Source organism: Aliiroseovarius conchicola, assembly GCF_041403445.1.
GTDB lineage: Bacteria > Pseudomonadota > Alphaproteobacteria > Rhodobacterales > Rhodobacteraceae > Aliiroseovarius > Aliiroseovarius conchicola.
The window spans coordinates 42,340-63,252 of sequence record NZ_JBGEHL010000001.1; the positions used below are offsets into that span (position 1 = coordinate 42,340).

At 56.6% G+C, this 20,913-nt stretch carries 19 protein-coding genes; 12 read left to right on the plus strand and 7 right to left on the minus strand.

All coding sequences use genetic code 11. The features are described 5' to 3' along the window. Positions 1 to 79: 79 nt before the first annotated feature. Positions 80 to 1,141, minus strand: a complete 1,062-nt coding sequence (locus V6N04_RS00190) for an ABC transporter ATP-binding protein (RefSeq protein WP_371168092.1) — start codon at positions 1,139 to 1,141, stop codon at positions 80 to 82. A gap of 23 nt (positions 1,142 to 1,164) precedes the next feature. Next, entirely contained in the window at positions 1,165 to 1,956 is a 792-nt protein-coding gene (locus V6N04_RS00195) for an IclR family transcriptional regulator (RefSeq protein ID WP_371168093.1), read from the minus strand. 140 nt (positions 1,957 to 2,096) lie between these two features. Here V6N04_RS00195 and V6N04_RS00200 point away from each other — a divergent pair, with 140 nt between their 5' ends. The 10 genes from V6N04_RS00200 (at position 2,097) to V6N04_RS00245 (ending at position 13,332) form a co-directional block, all read left to right on the plus strand. Beyond that, positions 2,097 to 3,350 (plus strand): extracellular solute-binding protein, encoded by a 1,254-nt coding sequence (locus V6N04_RS00200; RefSeq protein ID WP_371168094.1) that lies wholly within the window; start codon positions 2,097 to 2,099, stop codon positions 3,348 to 3,350. Between the two features lie 125 nt (positions 3,351 to 3,475). Next, positions 3,476 to 4,384, plus strand: a complete 909-nt coding sequence (locus V6N04_RS00205; protein ID WP_371168095.1) for a carbohydrate ABC transporter permease — start codon at positions 3,476 to 3,478, stop codon at positions 4,382 to 4,384. A 5-nt stretch (positions 4,385 to 4,389) separates the two neighbouring features. Continuing rightward, positions 4,390 to 5,238, plus strand: a complete 849-nt coding sequence (locus V6N04_RS00210) for a carbohydrate ABC transporter permease (RefSeq protein ID WP_371168096.1) — start codon at positions 4,390 to 4,392, stop codon at positions 5,236 to 5,238. Further along, positions 5,235 to 6,578 (plus strand): alpha-glucosidase/alpha-galactosidase, encoded by a 1,344-nt coding sequence (gene melA / locus V6N04_RS00215; protein WP_371168097.1) that lies wholly within the window; start codon positions 5,235 to 5,237, stop codon positions 6,576 to 6,578. Before V6N04_RS00210 ends, melA begins: the two co-directional genes overlap by 4 nt. Then, positions 6,575 to 8,290, plus strand: a complete 1,716-nt coding sequence (locus V6N04_RS00220) for an IlvD/Edd family dehydratase (RefSeq protein WP_371168098.1) — start codon at positions 6,575 to 6,577, stop codon at positions 8,288 to 8,290. The genes melA and V6N04_RS00220 overlap by 4 nt, the downstream gene beginning before the upstream one ends. Further along, a complete protein-coding gene (locus V6N04_RS00225; RefSeq protein ID WP_371168099.1) occupies positions 8,290 to 9,069 on the plus strand; it encodes an SDR family NAD(P)-dependent oxidoreductase in 780 nt (259 codons plus the stop codon). Before V6N04_RS00220 ends, V6N04_RS00225 begins: the two co-directional genes overlap by 1 nt. Beyond that, positions 9,066 to 9,974, plus strand: a complete 909-nt coding sequence (locus tag V6N04_RS00230; RefSeq protein WP_371168100.1) for a 2-dehydro-3-deoxygalactonokinase — start codon at positions 9,066 to 9,068, stop codon at positions 9,972 to 9,974. Before V6N04_RS00225 ends, V6N04_RS00230 begins: the two co-directional genes overlap by 4 nt. A gap of 1 nt (position 9,975) precedes the next feature. Continuing rightward, on the plus strand, positions 9,976 to 10,581 hold the full coding sequence (locus V6N04_RS00235) for a 2-dehydro-3-deoxy-6-phosphogalactonate aldolase (protein WP_371168101.1): 606 nt from the start codon (positions 9,976 to 9,978) through the stop codon (positions 10,579 to 10,581). Beyond that, entirely contained in the window at positions 10,578 to 11,423 is an 846-nt protein-coding gene (locus V6N04_RS00240; protein WP_371168102.1) for an SMP-30/gluconolactonase/LRE family protein, read from the plus strand. The genes V6N04_RS00235 and V6N04_RS00240 overlap by 4 nt, the downstream gene beginning before the upstream one ends. A 7-nt stretch (positions 11,424 to 11,430) precedes the next feature. Continuing rightward, entirely contained in the window at positions 11,431 to 13,332 is a 1,902-nt protein-coding gene (locus tag V6N04_RS00245; RefSeq protein ID WP_371168103.1) for a beta-galactosidase, read from the plus strand. Here V6N04_RS00245 and V6N04_RS00250 read toward each other — a convergent pair. From V6N04_RS00250 to V6N04_RS00270, 5 genes are all read right to left on the minus strand, one after another. Further along, positions 13,329 to 14,276, minus strand: coding sequence for a glucokinase (locus V6N04_RS00250; RefSeq protein ID WP_371168104.1), 948 nt, complete (start codon positions 14,274 to 14,276; stop codon positions 13,329 to 13,331). The two genes, V6N04_RS00245 and V6N04_RS00250, sit on opposite strands and share 4 nt — an antisense overlap. Positions 14,277 to 14,279: 3 nt before the next feature. Further along, the gene (locus V6N04_RS00255; RefSeq protein WP_371168105.1) at positions 14,280 to 15,377 is read right to left on the minus strand and encodes an ABC transporter ATP-binding protein; all 1,098 of its coding nucleotides are present in this window, start codon (positions 15,375 to 15,377) and stop codon (positions 14,280 to 14,282) included. Positions 15,378 to 15,382: 5 nt separating this feature from the next. Beyond that, positions 15,383 to 16,276 (minus strand): carbohydrate ABC transporter permease, encoded by an 894-nt coding sequence (locus V6N04_RS00260; RefSeq protein ID WP_371168106.1) that lies wholly within the window; start codon positions 16,274 to 16,276, stop codon positions 15,383 to 15,385. Then, on the minus strand, positions 16,269 to 17,141 hold the full coding sequence (locus tag V6N04_RS00265) for a carbohydrate ABC transporter permease (protein WP_371168107.1): 873 nt from the start codon (positions 17,139 to 17,141) through the stop codon (positions 16,269 to 16,271). The genes V6N04_RS00260 and V6N04_RS00265 overlap by 8 nt, the downstream gene beginning before the upstream one ends. 63 nt (positions 17,142 to 17,204) lie before the next feature. After that, positions 17,205 to 18,449, minus strand: a complete 1,245-nt coding sequence (locus V6N04_RS00270; RefSeq protein ID WP_371168616.1) for an ABC transporter substrate-binding protein — start codon at positions 18,447 to 18,449, stop codon at positions 17,205 to 17,207. Positions 18,450 to 18,682: 233 nt separating this feature from the next. Between V6N04_RS00270 and V6N04_RS00275 the strand changes: the two genes are divergently transcribed. Both V6N04_RS00275 and V6N04_RS00280 read left to right on the plus strand, forming a co-directional pair. Continuing rightward, on the plus strand, positions 18,683 to 19,417 hold the full coding sequence (locus tag V6N04_RS00275) for a response regulator transcription factor (protein WP_371168108.1): 735 nt from the start codon (positions 18,683 to 18,685) through the stop codon (positions 19,415 to 19,417). Beyond that, positions 19,417 to 20,865 carry a sensor histidine kinase gene (locus tag V6N04_RS00280; RefSeq protein ID WP_371168109.1) on the plus strand — a complete coding sequence of 483 codons (1,449 nt, stop codon included), beginning with the start codon at positions 19,417 to 19,419 and terminating at the stop codon, positions 20,863 to 20,865. Before V6N04_RS00275 ends, V6N04_RS00280 begins: the two co-directional genes overlap by 1 nt. Positions 20,866 to 20,913 lie beyond the last annotated feature (48 nt).

Sequence of the window (20,913 nt, forward strand, 5' to 3'; positions counted from 1 at the left end):
AGGGTCGCGCTGCACTATGCGATGGACTGCGATGGCCTGCCAGCCCTTTTACCGACCCACGGCCGCCCTCAATGGATGATCAACGAAGCCTTTGCTCGGATTTAGCGTCAAAGAACATCGCGGCCGCATCATCAAACCCAACGACGACTTCGCTGCCTTCCGGCAATGTGTCCTGAGTGCGATTTTCAACGATGATCTTTTCGCCGGTGCCCGCGACAAGATAGTCGTATGATACGCCACCCAGTCGTTCACGCAGGTCCAAAACTGCACCACCCTCACCGGCTTCAATCGTCAGGTCCTGAGGACGGACCCCGACCAACACTTTGGCGCCATCTGCAGGCAACGCCGCGTCAGTGACAACCTCGCGCCCATTCAGCGCGGTCAGAACAACTTTGCCCCCCTGAACGGTACCCTCAAGGAAATTCATCGCCGGTGACCCGATGAAACCCGCCACAAACTTGTTGTCAGGGTCGTTATACAGGTCCATCGGGCTGCCGACCTGCTCGATGATACCGGCGCGCAGCACGACGATTTTGTCGGCCAAGGTCATCGCTTCAACCTGATCATGGGTCACATAGATCATGGTCGCACCTATTTCCTTGTGCAAACGCGCAATCTCGACCCGCATGTCGACGCGGAGTTCTGCATCAAGGTTCGAAAGCGGCTCGTCGAACAGGAAAACTTCTGGACCACGGACAATGGCCCGGCCAATTGCGACGCGCTGGCGTTGACCGCCGGACAGGGCTTTGGGTTTACGCTTCAGGTAGTCATCCAGCTTCAGGATGCGGCTTGCTTCACCGACCTTTTGGTTGATCACCTCTTTGGGGTGGCCATTCATTTTAAGACCAAAACCCATGTTCTCTTCCACCGTCATATGCGGATAGAGCGCGTAGGTCTGAAACACCATTGCGACGCCACGCTCGGACGCCTCAACACGCGTTACATCGCGGTCACCGATCCTGATCTCGCCTGCGGTGGTTTCCTCCAACCCCGCAATCATGCGCAAAAGCGTCGATTTTCCGCAGCCAGAGGGCCCGACGAAGACGCAAAATTCGCCATTGTCAATTTGCAGGTCGATATCGTGAATGACCTGGACATCGCCGTATTTCTTGACGGCATTGGTAAGCGTCACGCCAGACATGGGCGTTCCTCCCTTTTTTCAGTTCAGCTGGGGAACTGCCAGTTTTCGGCAGCCCGTGCGATTTTGTTTGCGGTGTCCAGAAGCGAGGGTCGAAGGGCTTCCAGATCAGATAAATCATATTTTTGGATGGGCGTTGTGATCGACAGCGCCCCAATGACGCGACCAGATGTGGACAGGATGGGTGCTGCGATGCAGTTGATCCCAACCTCATGCTCTTCACGGTCGAACGCCACGCCTTCGACCCGGATATTGTCCAAATCCGCACGCAACGCGTCAGGCGTTGTCAGGGTCTGATCGGTGTGGCGAAAGAACGATTGATACTTGATCGCTTCCTCGCGGGCTGCATCGTTCAGAAATGCCATCATGGCCTTACCAACCCCGGTACAGTAGCCCGGTCCGACCTTCCCTGCCTGCGAAAACATCTCGATCGGTTCTGCTGCATTACGTTTGTCAACATACAGAACTTGACCGCGATCTAGCTGTGCAAGGTGGATGGTTTCCCCCACTTCAGCCGACAGCTCATCAAGGAAAGGGCGCGCGACGGGGGCCAGTGAACTTTGGCGCCAGGCGGCGTGTGCTAACCGCACCAATCGCATGCCCGGCGCATAGGTTTGGCGTTCCTCATCGTAGGAAAGCAGGCCCTGATTCGTCAGCGTTTGCAGCAGGCGATAGAGCGTTGCCTTTGGATATGGGCTGTCTGCCAATACATCATTGAAGCGCACCGGGCGCATCTTTTCAGCGACCATATCAAGCACGTGAAGCGCTTTGCCCACTGTGCCGTCAGCGGTCTCCGGGGTCTTTTCCATTACGCCCATTTTTATCTCCTCCACATTTCCCCGATGCCGAGGAAACTGTTGACATCTGTAGCGAAGATGGCGCACAGTTTCAACTGTTGAAATCAAGTTTCACAATGTGGAACCAAAATAAGTCAGCTGATAACCTTGGGAGGAACCTCATGCTGAAATTTCTAAAAACGTCCTCGGCGGCCGTTGCGATGACCGCTGGTCTGGCAACAGGCGCGCTGGCGGATAATCTTTCTGGCCAGCTTCGCATTATCTCGGATATGTCGAACCCTGCGCCGCGCGCGATCATGGAAGGCCTTGCCGCCGACTTTGACGCTATGCACCCAGATCTAACCGTCGAACTTGAAGTGGTTGACCGCGAAGCCTGGAAAAGTCAGATTCGTAACGCTCTGACAGCCAACCCACCAGACGTGATCAACTGGTATGCAGCCAACCGGATGAGCCCGTTTGTGAACGCGGGTCTGTTCGAGGATATCTCGGATATGTACGAGGGTGGCGACCTGCCCGGTCTGGACAGCGTAAAGGGTGCGATGACGCTGGATGGCAAGCAGTACGGCGTGCCGTATACATACTATCAGTGGGGTATCTATTACCGCGAAGACATCTTCAAAGAACTGGGCCTGACAGAGCCGACAACCTTCGACGAAGAAATTGCCAACTGTCAGGTGATCATCGATTCGGGTCGTAAATGCTACACCATCGGATCAAAGTTCCTTTGGACCGCCGGCGGTTGGTTCGACTATATGAACATGCGCACCAATGGGTTCGACTTCCACATGCAGCTGGCCCGTGGCGAAGTGCCATGGACCGACCCGCGTGTGCTGGAAACTTTCGCAAACTGGCGCAAGCTGATCGACATGGGGGCGTTCATCGACGACCACCAAACCTATAGCTGGCAAGAAGCGCTACCGTTCTTCGTAAGCGGCGAAGCAACAGCTTACCTGATGGGTAACTTTGTTGTGCCACATCTGCGCGAAGCTGGCCTGACGGACGAGCAAATCGACTTCTATCAGTTCCCTGCGATTGCGGATGTTCCAATGGGTGAAGACGCCCCGACCGACACATTCCACATTGCAGCGAACGCTCAGAACAAAGAAGCCGCACGCGAGTTCCTGAAGTTTGTGACGTCGCCAGAAGTGCAGACCAAGATCAATGGTCCTGATGGGCTTGGTCAGTTGCCGGTCAACGCAAACGCGTCGGTCGCAGATGACGAATTCATCCTGCAAGGCTTTGACATGCTGTCAAACAACGCCACCGGCGGCATCGCGCAGTTCTTTGACCGCGATTTCCCGGCTGAAATGGCGTCCGTCGGCATGGAAGGCCTGCAAGAGTTCATGGTGTTCCCAGACAATCTGGACGACATCCTGAACCGTTTGGAAGACGCGCGTCAGCGCATCTACCAATAAGCTGATATCATGGATTGCCCCGCGTGCGCTTTGCGCGGGGCATTTCCATCAAGGCACGATGATCAACACGCTATTGGCAAGCCCGGAACAGGGTTTCCCCATGACGTGTTCAAGGGAGGGACGTGATGACCACCGAACATGAAACAAGCTGGATCCGCCGCAATCGGATGACCCTGACGCCGCTGATGTTTCTGCTGCCGGGCGTTCTTTTCTTTGTGGTCTATGTGATCAGCCCGATTATTCAGAGCTTTAACATCTCGCTTTATCAGTGGGATGGACTGGGCGAAGCAAAGTACATCGGCCTGAGAAACTATGACGAACTGATGTCGGATCGCGCCTTCAAAGTATCGCTATGGAACAACGTGAAATGGCTGGTGCTGTACCTGTTGGCGATCCCAGCGGGTTTGTTCATCGCCCTGTTTCTGAACCAGACGATCGCAGGCATTCGCCTGTACAAGTCTCTGTTTTTCTTCCCTTTCGTGATCAGCCAGGTTGTTGTGGGTCTTGTATTCTCGTGGTTCTATCTGCCCCGCGAAGGTCTTTTAAACGCGCTTTTGACCTTCCTTGGAATGGACACTGTCAACGTGCTTGGCGACCCGACTCTGGCGACCTACGGCATCATCGCCGCAGGGCTTTGGCCGCAAACAGCGTATTGTATGATCCTGTATCTGACAGGCCTGAACGCCGTGGACCCAGAACAGATCGAAGCTGGACGATTGGATGGCGCGAAAGGCTGGAAAATGCTGTGGCACGTCATCTTGCCGCAACTTAAGCCAGCGACCTTTATCGCTTTCGTTGTGACCATCATTGGTGCGCTGCGGTCGTTCGACCTCATCTCGGTTATGACCAACGGCGGGCCGTTTGGATCTACCCGCGTGCTGAGTTTCTACATGTATGAAAAAGCCTTGTCGGAATACGGATTCCGCATGGGCTATGGCTCGGCCATCGCTGTGGTCCTGTTCCTGATCATGCTCTTCTTTATCGGCTACTTCCTGTGGTCGATGTACCAAGACGAAAAAGCAGCGCGGAGGTAAGCGAAATGTTCCCGACCCCCATCGAAAAACGCTCGCGCGGTGCGCAGATCACCTATCAAACACTGGTGCCGCTGGCGCTGATCATGTGGCTGTTGCCATTGATCGCGGTGGCCATGTTTTCAATCCGGCCGCTGAACGACTTCACCAATGGTAACTATTGGGGCCTGCCATCATCGTTCGAGTTCTTCTCGAACTACGGTAAGGTCTTTTTTGAAAGCGACATGCCACGCTATATGCTGAACTCCGTCCTGATCACAGTGCCGACGGTCATCGGCGCAGTTGCGTTGTCGTGCATGACGGGTTTTGCGCTTGGTATCTATCGGTTCCGTGGCAATCTGCTGATTTTCTTCATGTTCATCGCCGGCAACTTTGTGCCATTTCAAATCCTGATGGTGCCAGTGCGTGACCTAACGGTCTCGGCGGGGCTTTATGACACCAAACTTGGCCTCGTCCTATTTCACATCGCGTTCCAAACCGGGTTCTGTACCCTGTTCATGCGCAACTTCATCCGCGCCCTGCCCTTCGAGTTGATCGAGGCAGCCCGCGTCGAAGGCATCGCCGAATGGCGCATCTTCTGGTACGTTGTCCTGCCGTTGATGAAGCCCGCAATTGCGGCGCTGTCGGTGTTGATTTTTACCTTCATCTGGAACGACTATTTCTGGGCGATTGTGCTGACCCAGGGACCTGACGCGCAGCCTGTGACGGCTGGCATCACGTCCTTCAACTCGCAATTCGTGGCACAATACCATTTGATGAGCGCGGGCAGCATCGTCGCCGCCCTTCCCCCGGTGGCCATGTTCTTCCTGATGCAACGCCACTTTATCGCAGGTCTAACTCTCGGAGCCGTTAAATGACCAAACTCACCTTTATTGGTGCTGGATCGACGATTTTCATGAAGAACATCGTCGGAGACATGCTGCATTTCGAAGCGCTGAAAGACGCCACGATTGCACTGATGGACATCGACGCCACACGGCTGGCGGAAAGTGAATTGGTGGCGAAGAAGATGATCGCCACGATGGGCACAGGTGCCAAGGTCGAGACGTATACCGATCAGCGCCGCGCGCTAGAGGGTGCTGATTTCGTCGTCACCGCCTTTCAGATCGGCGGCTATGACCCCTGCACGATCACCGATTTTGAGCTGCCCAAGCAATACGGGCTGCGCCAGACCATCGCAGACACGTTGGGCATTGGCGGCATCATGCGAGGCCTGCGCACTGTCCCACACCTGTGGTCCGTGGCGCGCGATATGGAAGCTGTCTGTCCGAACGCGTTGCTGATGCAATATGTGAACCCGATGGCGATCAACACTTGGGCCTTGGCGGAACGGTTCCCGCATATCAAACAGGTCGGCTTGTGCCACTCGGTTCAGAACACCGTACAGGAACTGGCGCATGATCTGGACATGGCCGAGAGCGACATTCGCTACAAGGTCGCGGGCGTGAACCATGTCGCCTTTTTTCTGCGATTAGAGGATGCTGCGGGCAAAAGCCTCTACCCCGCCTTGCGCGATGGCTATCGGTCAGGTGCCCTTCCCAAGCCACCACTCCTGATGCCTCGCTGTGGCAACAAAGTGCGCTATGAGGTGATGGAGCAGTTGGGATATTTCTGCACCGAAAGCTCCGAGCATTTTGCGGAATATGTTCCGTGGTTCATCAAAGACGGACGCGATGATCTGATCGCAGAATTTGGCATTCCGCTGGATGAATACCCGAAACGCTGTGTAGAACAGCAGGCCGATTGGAAAGAACAAGCGGCCGCACTTAAGGACGCCGCCGCAATCGACGTTCCCAAAAGTCATGAATTTGCAGCCGAGATGATGAACGCCATTATCACCGGCCAGCCTTACACCGCCTATGGCAACCTGCCCAATGCAGGCCAAATACCACAATTGCCGTTGGGCGCTGCGGTCGAAACGCCGTGCCTTGTCGACATGAACGGCGTGCAACCCAGCGTGGTCACGGACATCCCGCCGCAACTTGTCGCCCTGATGCGTAGCCAAATCAATGTGCAAGAACTGACCGTGCACGCCCTTCTGGACGAAGAGCGCGAGCACCTTTATCACGCTGCCATGATGGACCCACACACCGCCGCCGAACTTGACTTGCGCCAGATCCGGTCGCTTGTCGATGATCTGTTGGCAGCACATGGTGACTGGGTTCCCAACTGGGCACGGACAAGGAAAGCAGCATGACCAAGAAACGTCGTAGCCAGCATTGGTATGGAAAGCTCGACAAGGATGGTTTCATTCACCGCTCTTGGATGAAAAACCAAGGCTTCCCCGATCATGCGTTTGATGGTCGCCCCGTCATCGGTATCTGCAATACATGGTCGGAACTGACGCCGTGCAACTCTGGCTTACGCGACTTGGCCGAGGGTGTGAAACGTGGCGTGTGGGAGGCCGGTGGCTTCCCCGTCGAGTTCCCTGTCATGTCGCTGGGCGAAACCCAGATGAAGCCCACTGCGATGCTGTTTCGAAATCTTCTGGCGATGGACGTTGAAGAGTCCATCCGCGCCTATGGCATTGATGGCGTCGTCCTTTTGGGCGGCTGCGACAAAACCACACCCGGCCAATTGATGGGGGCGGCATCGGTGGATCTGCCCACGATCGTGGTCAGCTCTGGCCCTATGCTGAATGGCAAATGGAAGGGCAAGGACATCGGGTCTGGCACCGATGTCTGGAAGTTCTCGGAGGCCGTACGCGCGGGCGAAATGACGTTGAAGGACTTCATGGCGGCCGAAAGCGGCATGAGCCGATCAAAGGGCGTATGCATGACCATGGGCACCGCATCGACCATGGCGTCGATCGTTGAGGCGATGGGCATGAGCCTGCCCACCAACGCGGCCCTTCCAGCTGTTGATGCTCGCCGTGCTGCCCTTGCCCACCTAACCGGCAAACGGATTGTCGAGATGGTGGACGAAGACCTGAAACCCTCGGACATTCTGACCAAGGATACGTTTATCAATGGCATTCTTGCCAACGCCGCTGTCGGCGGGTCGACGAACGCCGTGGTGCACCTTTTGGCGCTTGCGGGGCGGGTGGGCGTGGACCTGTCTTTGAAAGATTTTGAACTGGGCAGTGATATTCCTTTGCTTGTGAATTGCATGCCGTCGGGTCAGTACCTGATGGAAGATTTCTGCTACGCGGGCGGCATGCCGGTCGTGCTGAAAGAACTTCAGAACGCAGGCCATTTGCGCACTGCCAAGACAGTCTTAGGCGGCGATATCACGGTCTTTGCAGATGGCGCCGAATGCTACAATGACGACGTGATCAAATCGTTCTCTGAACCTGTGAAACCTGCAGCGGGCTTGCGCGTGTTGCGCGGCAACTTGGCGCCTAACGGGTCGATCGTTAAGCCTTCTGCAGCCACCGACCGGCTGTTGGAACATGAAGGCGAGGCGTTCGTTTTTGAAAACATCGAAGACATGAAGGCCAACATCGACCGCGATGACTTGCCGGTCACAGCCGACAGCATTCTGGTGCTGAAAGGCGCCGGGCCGAAGGGTTATCCCGGCATGCCCGAGGTTGGCAATATGCCCATCCCCGCCAAACTGGTGCGCGAAGGCGTACGCGACATGATCCGCATCTCGGATGGGCGCATGTCGGGCACAGCCTTTGGGACGGTGATCTTACACGTCTCACCCGAGGCACAAGCGGGCGGCACCTTGGCTCTGGTCAAAACCGGCGACCGCATCCGGGTCAGCGCTTCAAAAGGTGAATTGGAATTGTTGGTGGACGACGCCACGCTCGCAGAACGTCGTGCCGCTTGGTCCCCTGACGAACCCCACTACACCCGTGGATACGCTAAGCTTTACATCGACACGGTTTTGCAGGCCGAACACGGGGCAGATTTGGACTTCCTTGTGGGTAAAGATACACGACTAGTCACACGAGAGAGCCACTGATGACAGACACCAATTCCATGGCCACATTCCATGACCTGAAGGATAGATCGGTGTTCATCACCGGCGGAGGGTCTGGGATCGGGGCCGCGCTGACCGAGGGGTTCTTGCGCCAAGGGGCAAAGGTTGCCTTTGTTGGTCGCACGGATGCCTCAGATTTCGTGGACAAAATGGCGACAGAGACCGGCAATCGGCCCCATTTTATACAATGCGACATCACCAATATTCCAGCGCTCAAGTCCGCGATTGAGGACAGTGCAGCGGTCCACGGACCGATCACGACCCTTGTTAACAATGCCGCCAACGATCAGCGCCATGCTGCTTTGGACGTGACCGAGGAGTTCTGGGACTGGTCGCAATCCATCAACTTAAAGGCCTATTTTTTCGCCTGTCAGGCCGTGATGGAGGGTATGATTGGGGCCGGAGGTGGCGCGATCATTAACTTCACATCCATCAGCTACATGATGGGGCAAGGCGGATATGCGGCCTATACGACTGCCAATTCCGGTATTAACGGGATGACCAGATCACTGGCCCGCGAGTTTGGGCCGGACAAGATCAGGGTGAACGCATTGGCCCCCGGATGGGTCCTGACGCAAAAACAGCTTGATATGTGGGCCGATCCAGAAGCATTGGCCTCCCATCTGGAAAAGCAATGTCTGAAGGAACATCTGGTGCCCGATGACATCGTATCTTCAACATTATTTTTGGCGTCAAAAGCCAGCCGCATGATCACCGGGCAAGCACTTGTCGTCGACGGCGGCGTGGTGGTGACAGGGTGAGCCGTTCAGGCGTGACACCAGACTGGCTGGCAGTCGATTGGGGAACCACCCATCTTCGCGTCTGGTTGATGGCGAAAGATGGCAGCGCCCTTGAACGCCTCGAAAGTGATCGGGGCATGGGATGCCTAGCGCGCGACGAGTTCGAGCCGGTGTTGATGGATCTGCTGTCAGAGTTTGATCTGGGCAGCTCGATCGTGACAATCGTTTGCGGGATGGCAGGGTCCAGACAGGGGTGGGCGGAAGCCCCCTATGTTGCAGTCCCGTGTGCCCCGCCTGGCGTGTCGAACGCCACACAGTTCAACGCGGGTGTGTTCGACGTTCACATCCTGCCCGGCGTGAAGCAACAAAAACCGGCGGACGTGATGCGCGGAGAAGAGACGCAAATCGCAGGTTACCTTGTAGAAAACCCCGATTTTGACGGCATTCTTTGCCTGCCCGGCACGCATTGCAAATGGGTGCACATTAGCGCTGGCGAGCTCGTTAGCTTCCGGACCTTCATGACCGGCGAGATGTTCGCGCTTCTCAGCGATCAATCCGTCCTGCGCCACTCGGTCGCGACAGATGACTGGGACCAGGCCGCCTTCGACACTGCTTTGTCTGACACCCTGACGCGTCCCAGCGATCTGGCAGCAAAGCTCTTCTCGCTCCGGGCTGAGGGTCTGTTGAATGACATGTCGCCAGCAACGGCACGCGCGCGCCTCTCAGCTCTTCTGATCGGCGCGGAGCTGGCCGCCGCGAAACCCTATTGGCTGGGCCAGCAGGTGGTCATTCTGGGGGCGGATAACGTCGCTTCGGCCTACCACGCCGCGCTTACCGCACAAGGCGCGATGGTGCGCCCGTCCGACGCAGACAACATGACACTCGCCGGAATGACGGCGGCCTATCACAGCTTGAAAGACACCTGACATGAGCCGGGAAATCATTGCCATCCTGCGGGGCATCAAGCCGCAGGAAGCGACCGCTATTACAGACGCGCTGATCGACGCGGGCATCACCAAGATCGAGGTGCCATTGAACTCTCCCAACCCGTTTGACAGCATCGAAAGCATGATCGCACATGCCGGTGATCGCGCGACAATCGGGGCGGGAACCGTGCTGGAGGTAGGCGCGGTCGAACGTCTTTCTGCGATTGGGGCAGCCATGGTCGTGTCGCCCGACGCCAACCCGGCCGTCATCGCGGCGACGAAAGCCCATGACATGGCATCCTACCCCGGTGTCCTAACCCCGACCGAGGCATTCTCGGCCCTTCGTGCGGGTGCCGACGGATTAAAGTTCTTCCCCGCCTTCAAGTTGGGCCTTGATGGGTTCAAAGCCCTGTCCGCGGTGCTGCCTACGGGCACAAAATCCTATGCTGTTGGGGGCGTTGGCCCTGCCGATTTTGCCGACTGGCTTGGCGCGGGGATCACTGGGTTCGGGCTCGGCTCAAATATTTATAAACCAGGGCTATCCGCAAGCGAAGTTGCTGAGCGAGCCGCCGACATTGTTGCCGCCTACGACAAGGCAGTCACATGACAACAAAGGTATTTTCAGACACGGTCTGTGAATTGGGCGAGGGACCGCTTTGGCACCCAGAGCGCGCACAACTTTTCTGGTTCGATATTCTTGGCAAACGACTGTTGACGCGCGCTGGGAACGACGAACACGTTTGGCAATTCGACGAATGTGTCTCGGCCGCTGGGTGGGTGGATCGCGACACGTTGATAATCGCCAGCGCCTCAGCCCTGTGGCGGTTTGACATCACGACCGGAGCACGCGGACACCTCGTCGCGCTCGAGGCCGATGATCCGCTGACACGTTCAAATGACGGTCGAGCTGATCCGCAAGGCGGGTTCTGGATCGGCACCATGGGTTATGATGCCGAACCCGGCGCGGGTGCGATCTACCGTTACTATCGCGGCGAGTTGCGCATGCTGTTTGATAACATCACGATCACCAACGCGATCTGCTTCGCCCCGGATGGAAGCCACGCCTATTTCACCGACACGATTGATGCACGCGTGATGCGACAGCCCCTTGACGCAAACGGTTGGCCGAAGGGTGCGCCAGAAGTCCATCTTGATTTGCGCGGCAAGGATTTCGGTGCCGATGGCGCTGTGGTCGACGCAGAAGGAAATTTCTGGAATGCCCAATGGGGGGCGAGCCGCGTCGCCTGTTACGCACCAGATGGTGCTTTAATTGAAGCGCATAATGTGCCGACTTCGCAAGCCTCGTGCCCTGCGTTTGGTGGCCCGGGCCTGACGACGCTTTTTGTTACGACTGCCGCTGTGGACCGCCCTGACGACCCGGAAGCAGGCAAGACCTACTCAATCGACACAACAACCAAAGGCCAACCCGAACATCGGGTCATTCTGTGAGACAACTATGAAGCGCACGCTTGGCACCTGTTACTACCCCGAACATTGGCCCGAAGAGATGTGGGTGGATGACGCCCGCCGCATGGCCGAAGCAGGCCTGACATGGGTCCGCATCGGAGAGTTCTCGTGGTCCCGACTAGAACCAACCCCTAATGACTTACAATGGGAGTGGCTGGACCGCGCCATCGATGTGCTCGGTTCCGCAGGTTTGAAGGTCGTACTGGGGACGCCGACCGCCACACCGCCGCGTTGGATGATCACGCGCCACCCCGACATGCTGGCTGTTGATGCCGAAGGCCGCCCCCGCAAATTTGGCTCGCGTCGCCATTACTGTTTCAGCCATCTTGGGTATCGCGAGGAAAGCCGCCGGATCACTCGGTTGATGGCCCATCGATATGGCCGCAATCCCCATGTGGCAGCGTGGCAGACCGACAACGAATACGGATGCCACGACACAACGATTTCGTATTCTGACGCGGCTCGTGTTGGGTTTCAGGAGTGGCTTGCACAAAAATACCAATCCATTGATGCCTTGAACCGGGCTTGGGGTAATGTGTTTTGGTCCATGGAGTACGCTGACTTTGGCGAGATTGATTTACCCAATCTAACCGTAACCGAGCCCAATCCTGCCCATGCGCAAGAGTTCCGCCGCTATAGCTCCGACATGGTGGTCGCGTTCAATCGCGCACAAGTGGATGAAATTAAAGACCATTCTGACGCACCGACCTCTCACAACTACATGGGACGGGTCACTGACTTTGACCATTTCGAGGTTGGCAGAGACCTCGAAATCGCCACATGGGACAGCTATCCGCTGGGGTTTTTAGAGGATCGCGTAGGGGCGGATGCCGAACATCAGCGTGCCTTCGCCCGACAGGGTGACCCAGATTTTCAAGCCTTCCATCATGACCTCTACCGTGCCGTTGGGCATGGGCGATGGTGGGTAATGGAGCAGCAGCCGGGCCCCGTGAATTGGGCACCGTATAATCCCACCCCCCTGCCCGGTATGGTGCGGTTGTGGACGTGGGAGGCATTCGCCCATGGCGCCGAGGCCGTGTGCTATTTCCGATGGCGCCAGGCCCCGTTCGCGCAGGAACAGATGCATGCGGGCATGTTGCGACCAGATAGCGTCGATGCGCCCGCGGTGGCCGAGGCCATGCAAGTCGCCGCCGAGATGCAAGACGCCCCCGATGTGCAGCCCGCGCAAGCTCCGGTGGCGTTGATCTTCGACTATGATGCCGATTGGGCGTGGTCGACGCAGCCGCATGGAGATGGGCTGAGCTACTTTGGATTGGTGTTCAATCACTACCGCGCGCTTAGACGGGCGGGTTTATCGGTGGATATTGTATCGAAGGACACGCGGGATTTCACAGGCTATCGGCTGATTCTGGCACCGGGCTTGGTGCATATGCCTGATGACCTGAAATTGGCGCTCGACGACACCAAAGCACATGTTCTTTGCGGGCCACGAACTGCTGCAAGAGATCAGTATTTCAACATCCCTCACCCCCTTCCTCCTGCGATTCCAGGGTTAGATTTGTACATTTCGCGTGTTGAAAGCCTAAGGCCAGATATGCCTCTTGCGCTGAACGGTGGTGGCGCGGTCATTGGATATTCTGAGGAGTTAGAGGGCACATCAGAAGCCGTACTGCGGACACAACAAGGTGCACCGGTGGCGATGACATCAGATCACGCAACCTACTGCGGCGGCTGGCTTGATGACGCAGGGCTGGACCGCTTGATTGCATTGCTGTGCGGCAAGTCCGGCATTGCAACACGTGCGCAGCCCGAAGGGGTGCGCGTTCGCCAGACCGCGACTGAGGAATTCTGGTTCAACTACTCTGCAACTGCAGCTGAGACCGAACATGGTTCCTTGCCCCCCGCCGGTGTCCTCAGACGAAAGCTTTAATTTTGGTCAGTTGGGTCGGGGTCGATGGTCATGTTCGCACAACCGATCAAAGCCGCGCCATCATCCGTAATAGTCCAGATCGGACAGGACAGCGACACATCAATGTGAAACGGTGCATCCAGTACGGCCTCGAACTGAGCTTTGGCGGGCAGTGACAAGACCTCGCGTGCGACGCTGCCCGCAAAATAAATCCCGGCATTGGGCATGAACGCCAAAAGCAGGTCCCGGATAAGATACCCGATCAGTCCGGCATAGCTGTCAGTGGACTTTACCAACGCATCGTCCTGTTTCGACTGAACCAGCGTGATAATGTCGGCAGGTTGGCGTTTTTGCCCATCAGTGATAGCAGCGCAAAACGCAGCATATCCACGGCCCGAGAACAGATGCTCCACGGTCGGGAAATCCTGTGACAAACCGGGGCGCAGACGTTCCAATTCAGACGTGACGCCCGATCCCATGCCGATATGTCCGGTTTCAGACACAGCGCAAACGGTCGAAGCACCATGTTGCAAAACTGGGCTGACATTGAAGCCGGTGCCAATGCCCACAACCAGTGACTGACGTAGGTGTGTTTTCGCAACATGACCGTCAATGACAATGGCCTTCTGGCTGGTCTGCAAGGCGGGCGCAGCATAACCCAATGCTGTCAAGTCATTGATAAGGCGTACATTTTCGATATTCAGATGATCGGCAAGCTCTTCCTCGTTGAAATGCCAATCGCGATTGGTCAGTCGCGCCGCAATCCCGTTAACTGGACCAGCGACGGCAATCACCAGTTCCTCAACCCCGCCCGTCGTGACATCACGCAAATAGGCGTTCACCACGTCCTCGAACGACGCGTAGCTGTCATTTGCGTAGCTGCGCAAAGTGTCAGACAGCACCGTCCCGCCCGCGGCAAGCGCGAGACGGGAGTTGGTGCCGCCAATATCAGCGACAAGTCTCATGGATCAGTTCAAGCGCTCGCCGCTGTCGGGCGCGAAGTAGGACACTTTGCTCATGTCGATCGCCACATCGAGCATCTGGCCCGGCGCTGCGACAGTTTCGGCATGAAGCCGTGCCGTCACCTGCTTGCCACCCAATTCAGACACAACGTAGGTGTCGGCACCCGCAGGTTCGACCATATCGACCAAACACGATGCTTCCTGAACCTCGGCTCCTGCACGGAAACCCGCTTCGGCGATATCTTCTGGGCGCAGCCCAAGGATCACATCTTCGGGCAGTGCGGGCGCCTGTTCGTCATGCAAAACAAGGGGTTCGCCGTCACCGCGCGCGATCTCGATATGTGCGCCTTTACCGTTGTTTTTGGCTTTGGCGGGGATCAAGTTCATCGCAGGCGAGCCCATGAAGTCGGCGACAAACAGGTTTTCCGGTTTGTTATAAATCTCGGCCGGAGACCCGATTTGTTGGATGATCCCACCTTTCAAGACCACGATCTTGGTGGCAAGTGTCATAGCCTCGATCTGATCATGCGTCACATAGACCATGGTTGCGCCAAGGGTTTGGTGAAGTCGCTTGATCTCTGATCGCATTTCAACCCGCAACTTGGCGTCGAGGTTGGACAATGGCTCGTCAAACAGGAATAGTTTGGGATCACGTACCAACGCCCGGCCCATGGCCACACGTTGACGTTGACCACCTGATAGCTGACCAGGACGACGGTGCAAAAGCTGCTCGATCTGCAATTGCGTTGCGACCTCATCCAGCTTGCGCGCCTGCGTTTCAGCGTCAACGCCGCGCACTTTCATACCGAAAGTGATGTTCTTGGCGACGGTCATGGTTGGATAAAGCGCATAGGACTGGAACACCATCGCAATGTCGCGATCCTTGGGGCTGACATCGGTCATGTTCTTGCCGCCGATCATCAGGTCTCCGCCAGTGATCGGCTCAAGCCCTGCGATGCAGTTCAGAAGCGTGGACTTACCACAGCCCGAGGGGCCAACCAGAACCAGAAAGTCGCCCGGATCGATTGCGATGTTGATGTCCTTCAGAATCTCAACCGGACCATAGTTTTTATAGAGCTTTTGGATTTCGAGAATGGGTGCCATGGGTCTTATCCCTTTACTGAGCCCGCGGTCAGACCGCGGATGAAATATTTGCCAGCGACGATATAGACAAGGAGTGTCGGAGCAGCGGCGATGATCGCGGCGGCCATGTCGACATTGTATTCCTTAACGCCAGTGGTCGAATTTACGATGTTGTTCAGCGCGACGGTCACAGGTTGCGTGCCGGCTTGGCTGAATGACACCCCGAACAGGAAGTCGTTCCAGATCTGCGTGAACTGCCAGATGACGGTCACAACGATGATCGGCAAACTAAGTGGCAGGAAGATCGACCAGAAGATGCGGAAGAACCCTGCCCCATCCACTTTGGCTGCTTTGGTAAGCTCGGCCGGGATGCTGACATAATAGTTGCGGAAAAACAGCGTTGTGAAGCCAAGCCCATAGATGACATGGACGAAGATCAGCCCCGGAATGGTTCCGGCAATGCCCATCATGCCAAGCAGACGCGCCATCGGCAGCAGCACAACCTGAAACGGGATGAAGCACCCAAACAACATCAGCGAGAAGATGATGTTCGCTCCGGGGAACCGCCACTGCGCCACCACATAGCCGTTCAAAGCACCGATAAAGGTCGAGATTGCGACCGCAGGGACCGCGATCAGGACCGAGTTCCAGAAGTATGGGCGAAGACCCTCACACTGGATGCCGGTACAAACGCCAGACCAGGCCGTTGCCCATGCGTCGAACGTGACCTCACGTGGTAGGGCAACAAGGCTGCCCGTGCGGATTTCTTCCAAGCTTTTCAGCGAGGTGGTAAGCATCACGAAGAGAGGCATCAGATAATAGAGCGCAAACAATCCAAGCAGGATATAGAGCACCCAGCGCAGAGCGATCTTTCCGAACGCGCTGCTTTTTTGTGCGGAAGGATTTGCAAGATCAGTCATTTTTAGCTCGCAGTTCCGAATAGAGGTAAGGCACGACAATCGCGAACACGACAAGCATCATGATCATGGCAGAACTTGCTGCCTGACCGATGTCACCGCGCGAGAACGCCATGGCATACATGTAAGTTGCGGGCAGATCAGTTGCGTAACCCGGGCCACCGCCAGTCAAAGCAATGACAAGATCGAAGCTCTTGATCGCAAGGTGAGCCAACACGATGAACGCGGACATGAAGATCGGTCCCATCGATGGGATGATGATCGCGGAGTAGATGCGCCAAGTTGGGATACCATCCACCTGTGCGGCTTTGATGATCTCATCATCAACAGAGCGTAGCCCCGCCAGAAACAGCGCCATCACAAAGCCCGAGCTTTGCCAAACCGCTGCAATAACAATCGTGTAGATCGCGTAGTCTGGATTTACGAGCCAGTCAAAAGTGAAGCTTTCAAACCCCCAGCTGCGCACTGTGGCTTCGATCCCCAAACCGGGGTTCAAAATCCATTTCCATGCCGTCCCGGTCACAATCATCGACAGCGCCATTGGGTACAGATAGATGGTGCGGATCACACCCTCGGTCCGGATTTTCTGGTCCAGTAGAATGGCAAGCAGCAGGCCCAACACCATCGCAATGATGATGAACAGCGCGCCAAAGATAAACAGGTTGTTCATAGCCGTATCCCAGCGCGGAGCAGAGAATAGGCGGTCGTATTGAATGAAGCCCTCGACTTCGTATTTGGGCAGCAGACGAGAGCGGGTTAAAGACACCCACGCAGTCCAAGCAATAAACCCATAAACGAAAACGAGAACTGCGATGAAAGAGGGTGCGAGCACCATTTTCGGCAGGTGCGTTTCCAGCCATTTCGTCATCAGATCAGTCCCCGGATTGCTTCGCCCCCGGCCCATTGAACGGCGGGGGCGAAGCGTTCAGTTTTACATGCTGTTCTTAACAGCAGCGGACAGTTGTTGAACGGCATCTGCCGACGACATGTCCGAGTTGAAATGTGCGGTTACAACATCGGTAATCGCACCGGCTTGAGCACCGCGAAGGGCCATTCCGTGAGCGTAGCTTGGCAGAAGCGATCCACCTTCAGAGCTTGCGGTCATGTCCGCGGACGACGTCAGCGCGCAGCTGTCAAACTCGTCCAGAGATACGTCAACACGCGCAGGGATCGAACCCTTGTTCAAGTTGAACACTTTCTGGAAGTTTTTGCCGACGATCAGCTCGGCCAACAGGTCCTGCCCGGCTTTCTTGTCGTCTCCGTCCACGTTGAACATTGCAAAGCTGTCCACGTTGTAGAGGAAGCCATCACCCGGCGTGGATTGGCACAGGAAATCTTCGCCCGGCTTTTTGCCTGCAGCTAGGAATTCGCCTTTTGCCCAGTCGCCCATGATTTGGAAGGCGGCTTCGCCATTCATCACCATCGACGTGGCCAGGTTCCAGTCACGACCCGAGAAGTTGGGATCAACATAGCCACGCATCTTGCGCATCTGATCGAACACCTGAACCATTTTGTCCGATGTCAGAACTTGATCATCTAGGTCGACGAACGCTTTTTTGAAATCTTCCGGTCCAAGAATACCCAGAGCGACGGCTTCAAATACGGTGGCGTCCTGCCAAGCTTGTCCACCATGGGCCAGTGGAATGATGCCCGCAGCTTGCAGCTTTTCGGCTGCAGCGTTGAACTCGTCCCATGTGTTTGGCATCGCGATGCCGTTGGCTTCCAGCACGTCAGCGTTGGCCCAGATCCAGTCGATCCGGTGCACGTTTACAGGTGCTGCACACCAAGTGCCTTCGCATTTCATGTGGTTCGCAATTGAATCTGGCAGAACGTCTGCCCAACCGTTGGCCTCGGCCACGGCCGAGATATCAGCCAGAACGCCTTCTTCGTACCATTCTTGAATGGCGGGGCCTTTCAGCTGAACGGCTGTCGGCGCGTTGCCTGACAATACACGTGCGCGCAGTGCGGTCATTGCGGCATCACCACCGCCACCAGCAACTGGCATGTCGGTCCATGTGCCACCGTTTGCTGCGAAATCTTCCTGCAGAACGGCCACGGATTTGGCTTCGCCACCCGAAGTCCACCAATGCAGCACTTCGGCCTGCGGTTCAGCAACGGCCACATTGCTTGCCATGAAAGCAAGCGCAGAGACAGCCGCGAATGCGGTTCTTTTCATCATAGAGTCCTCCCATAATCTGCCACCTTATGTGGTGGCGATGGCCCAAGCATGCGTCGCAGGGATACGCTGCGGCAACGCCCAAACGCGCCGGAAACGGGGCGCCAATGCAGTTTTTTTGTCGATCTGTTACAGCTTGTTACCTAAACCTTGATTCTGTTGCCTGTTGTTACAAAGGCTCGCAACAAGAAACCGGCAGAGGCCCGGTATTCACCGGAAGGAAGGGGCAAAACTTGGCGATTCCACGTCTTTTGGTCGTTGATGACGACGCCGACATGCGATCCATGATGACGCAGTTTCTGCGCCAGAATGGTTTTATTGCCTTGCCCGCTGCGACAGAAAGCGAAATTCGCGATCATCTGGAGGCAGGGCGTATCGACCTTATTTTGCTGGACGTCATGTTGGGTGACGAGAACGGGGTCGAGATTTGTGGCAAGCTGCGCGGCGAGCAGGACGTGCCGATCATCTTGGTGTCCGCCCTATCAGCCGACCACCAGCGCATGGCGGGATATGAAGTCGGCGCTGACGACTATATCGCCAAGCCCTTCAACCCGCAGCTAATGCTCGCGCGGGTGCGCGCGGTGTTGCAGCGCGCCCAGCGCACGGCCTCGCTGAGCTATCGCCGTCGGGTGTCGGTGTTTCAATTCGGCGGCTGGGTATATGATGGCAAGCGCGACGAGGTGCTGTCGCCTGAGGGCTTTCAGGTCGCCTTGTCCCAACGCGAAACGGCTTTGCTTAAGGTCTTACTAGCCAACCCACATATCCCATTGACCCGCGAAGAGATTGCGGGCGCACTTGACGTGACCAGCAGCGGTGAAATGGCCGAGGCCTCGGGCCGCGCCATCGACGTGTTGGTTGGAAGATTGCGTTCGAAGATCGAAAAGAACCCCAAAGATCCGCAGATGCTGCGTACAGAACGTGGTACAGGCTATGTCTTCGCCGTAGATGTCATGGTCGAGGACAGTTGATGACACGCGGATTGTCTTTGCGCGTGATCGGCGGTTCGTGGGTGGCGTTAGCCTTTGCCTCTGGGGTCACATCTGCTGTGCTGTGGCTTGGCTCATCCCGTGCGTGGGATCGCCATCTGACGCAGGCCTATACGGCAGGGTTCTCGGTCTATGAGGCGTTGCGGACCGGCGCACATCCGGGGCAGGATATCTCAATCACACGATTGCCGTTTGATGCTGCGGCGCTGGCTGAAATGGGCGATTTTGATCGGCTACCCAGCGCGCCCGTGCCCGCCTATACGACCAATGTTTCAATCCTGATTAACCCATCCAGCCCAACGGAACGCGACGTTCTAAGCCTTGGCATCGTTTCAGATGAGTTGGTCTATCCGGTCTCTGATATCGTCGTGTCCAGCAATCCGGTACCCGCAGAGAAACTTGGCAACATCACGCGCCTTATGGCGACCTATTGCAGCGAACCCGTCTTATACGCACGTTATGCCAACGCTCCTTGGAAGCGTGTTGATGGGACCGCGATCTGGGGTTGCGACGCCGCCCCTGCGGACATGCGGGTCCCTGCTGTGATCGCCGCCGTCGTCGCACTTGCAGCCCTTCTGACCCATGTGGGCAATACCACCGCCAGTTTTGATACGTTCGGTCATGCGCTTAGGTCGCGCCGTCGGTTTGGGGGGCCTAAGAGCTATGACACCGAAGGTCCTGCTGAGTTGCGCGAGATTGTCGAGGCGGTAAACTCGTATCTTGAAGCCGAACGCGAGCAGCTTGCCAAGCGGGCAATTGTGTTGTCCGGGGTGAGCCATGATCTGGGCACCCCAGCAACCCGTCTGCGCCTGCGCACAGCCCTCATCCCAGATGAGGAATTGCGCGGCAAGCTTGAGGCCGACATTGACCAAATGACCGGCATGATCGAAAGCGTGTTGACCTATACGCGCTCGGAAATCAGCGTAGAAGAGCCGCGACCACTTTCGTTGACGTCACTTATCGATGCTCTGGTCGCAGACTATCAGGACACTGGCCGACCGGTTTCGGTCCATGAACCAGATCCGTTGGTGGTGGAAAGTGCCGGTTCATTGTTCATGTCACGCCGGGGGCAAAGCACCGTTCCAGACGAACGCCGCGTTCTGGTCACCGCCCGCCCCATCGCATTGCAACGCGCCATCTCAAATCTGGTCGACAATGCTCTGAAATACGGCCGACGTGCGGTGGTCGAGCTTCAAACTGACGCCGAGACCGCGACGATCATCGTTGAGGACGAAGGCTCCGATTACTCGATTGAGGATGTCGAGCGCCTGATGGCCCCGTTCGAGCGCGGCGAGAACACGATGAATATCAGCGGAGTCGGACTGGGTCTAACCATCGTCGCCACGGTTGCCAACCAACATGGTGGCATGTTGCGGTTCGAAACTGGGGCGAAGGGTTTGCGCGCGTTGTTGACCATTCAACGGACATAGACGCGAGATAGGGCTGACCGCCCGACGCTTGCGCCGGACGGTCATTGT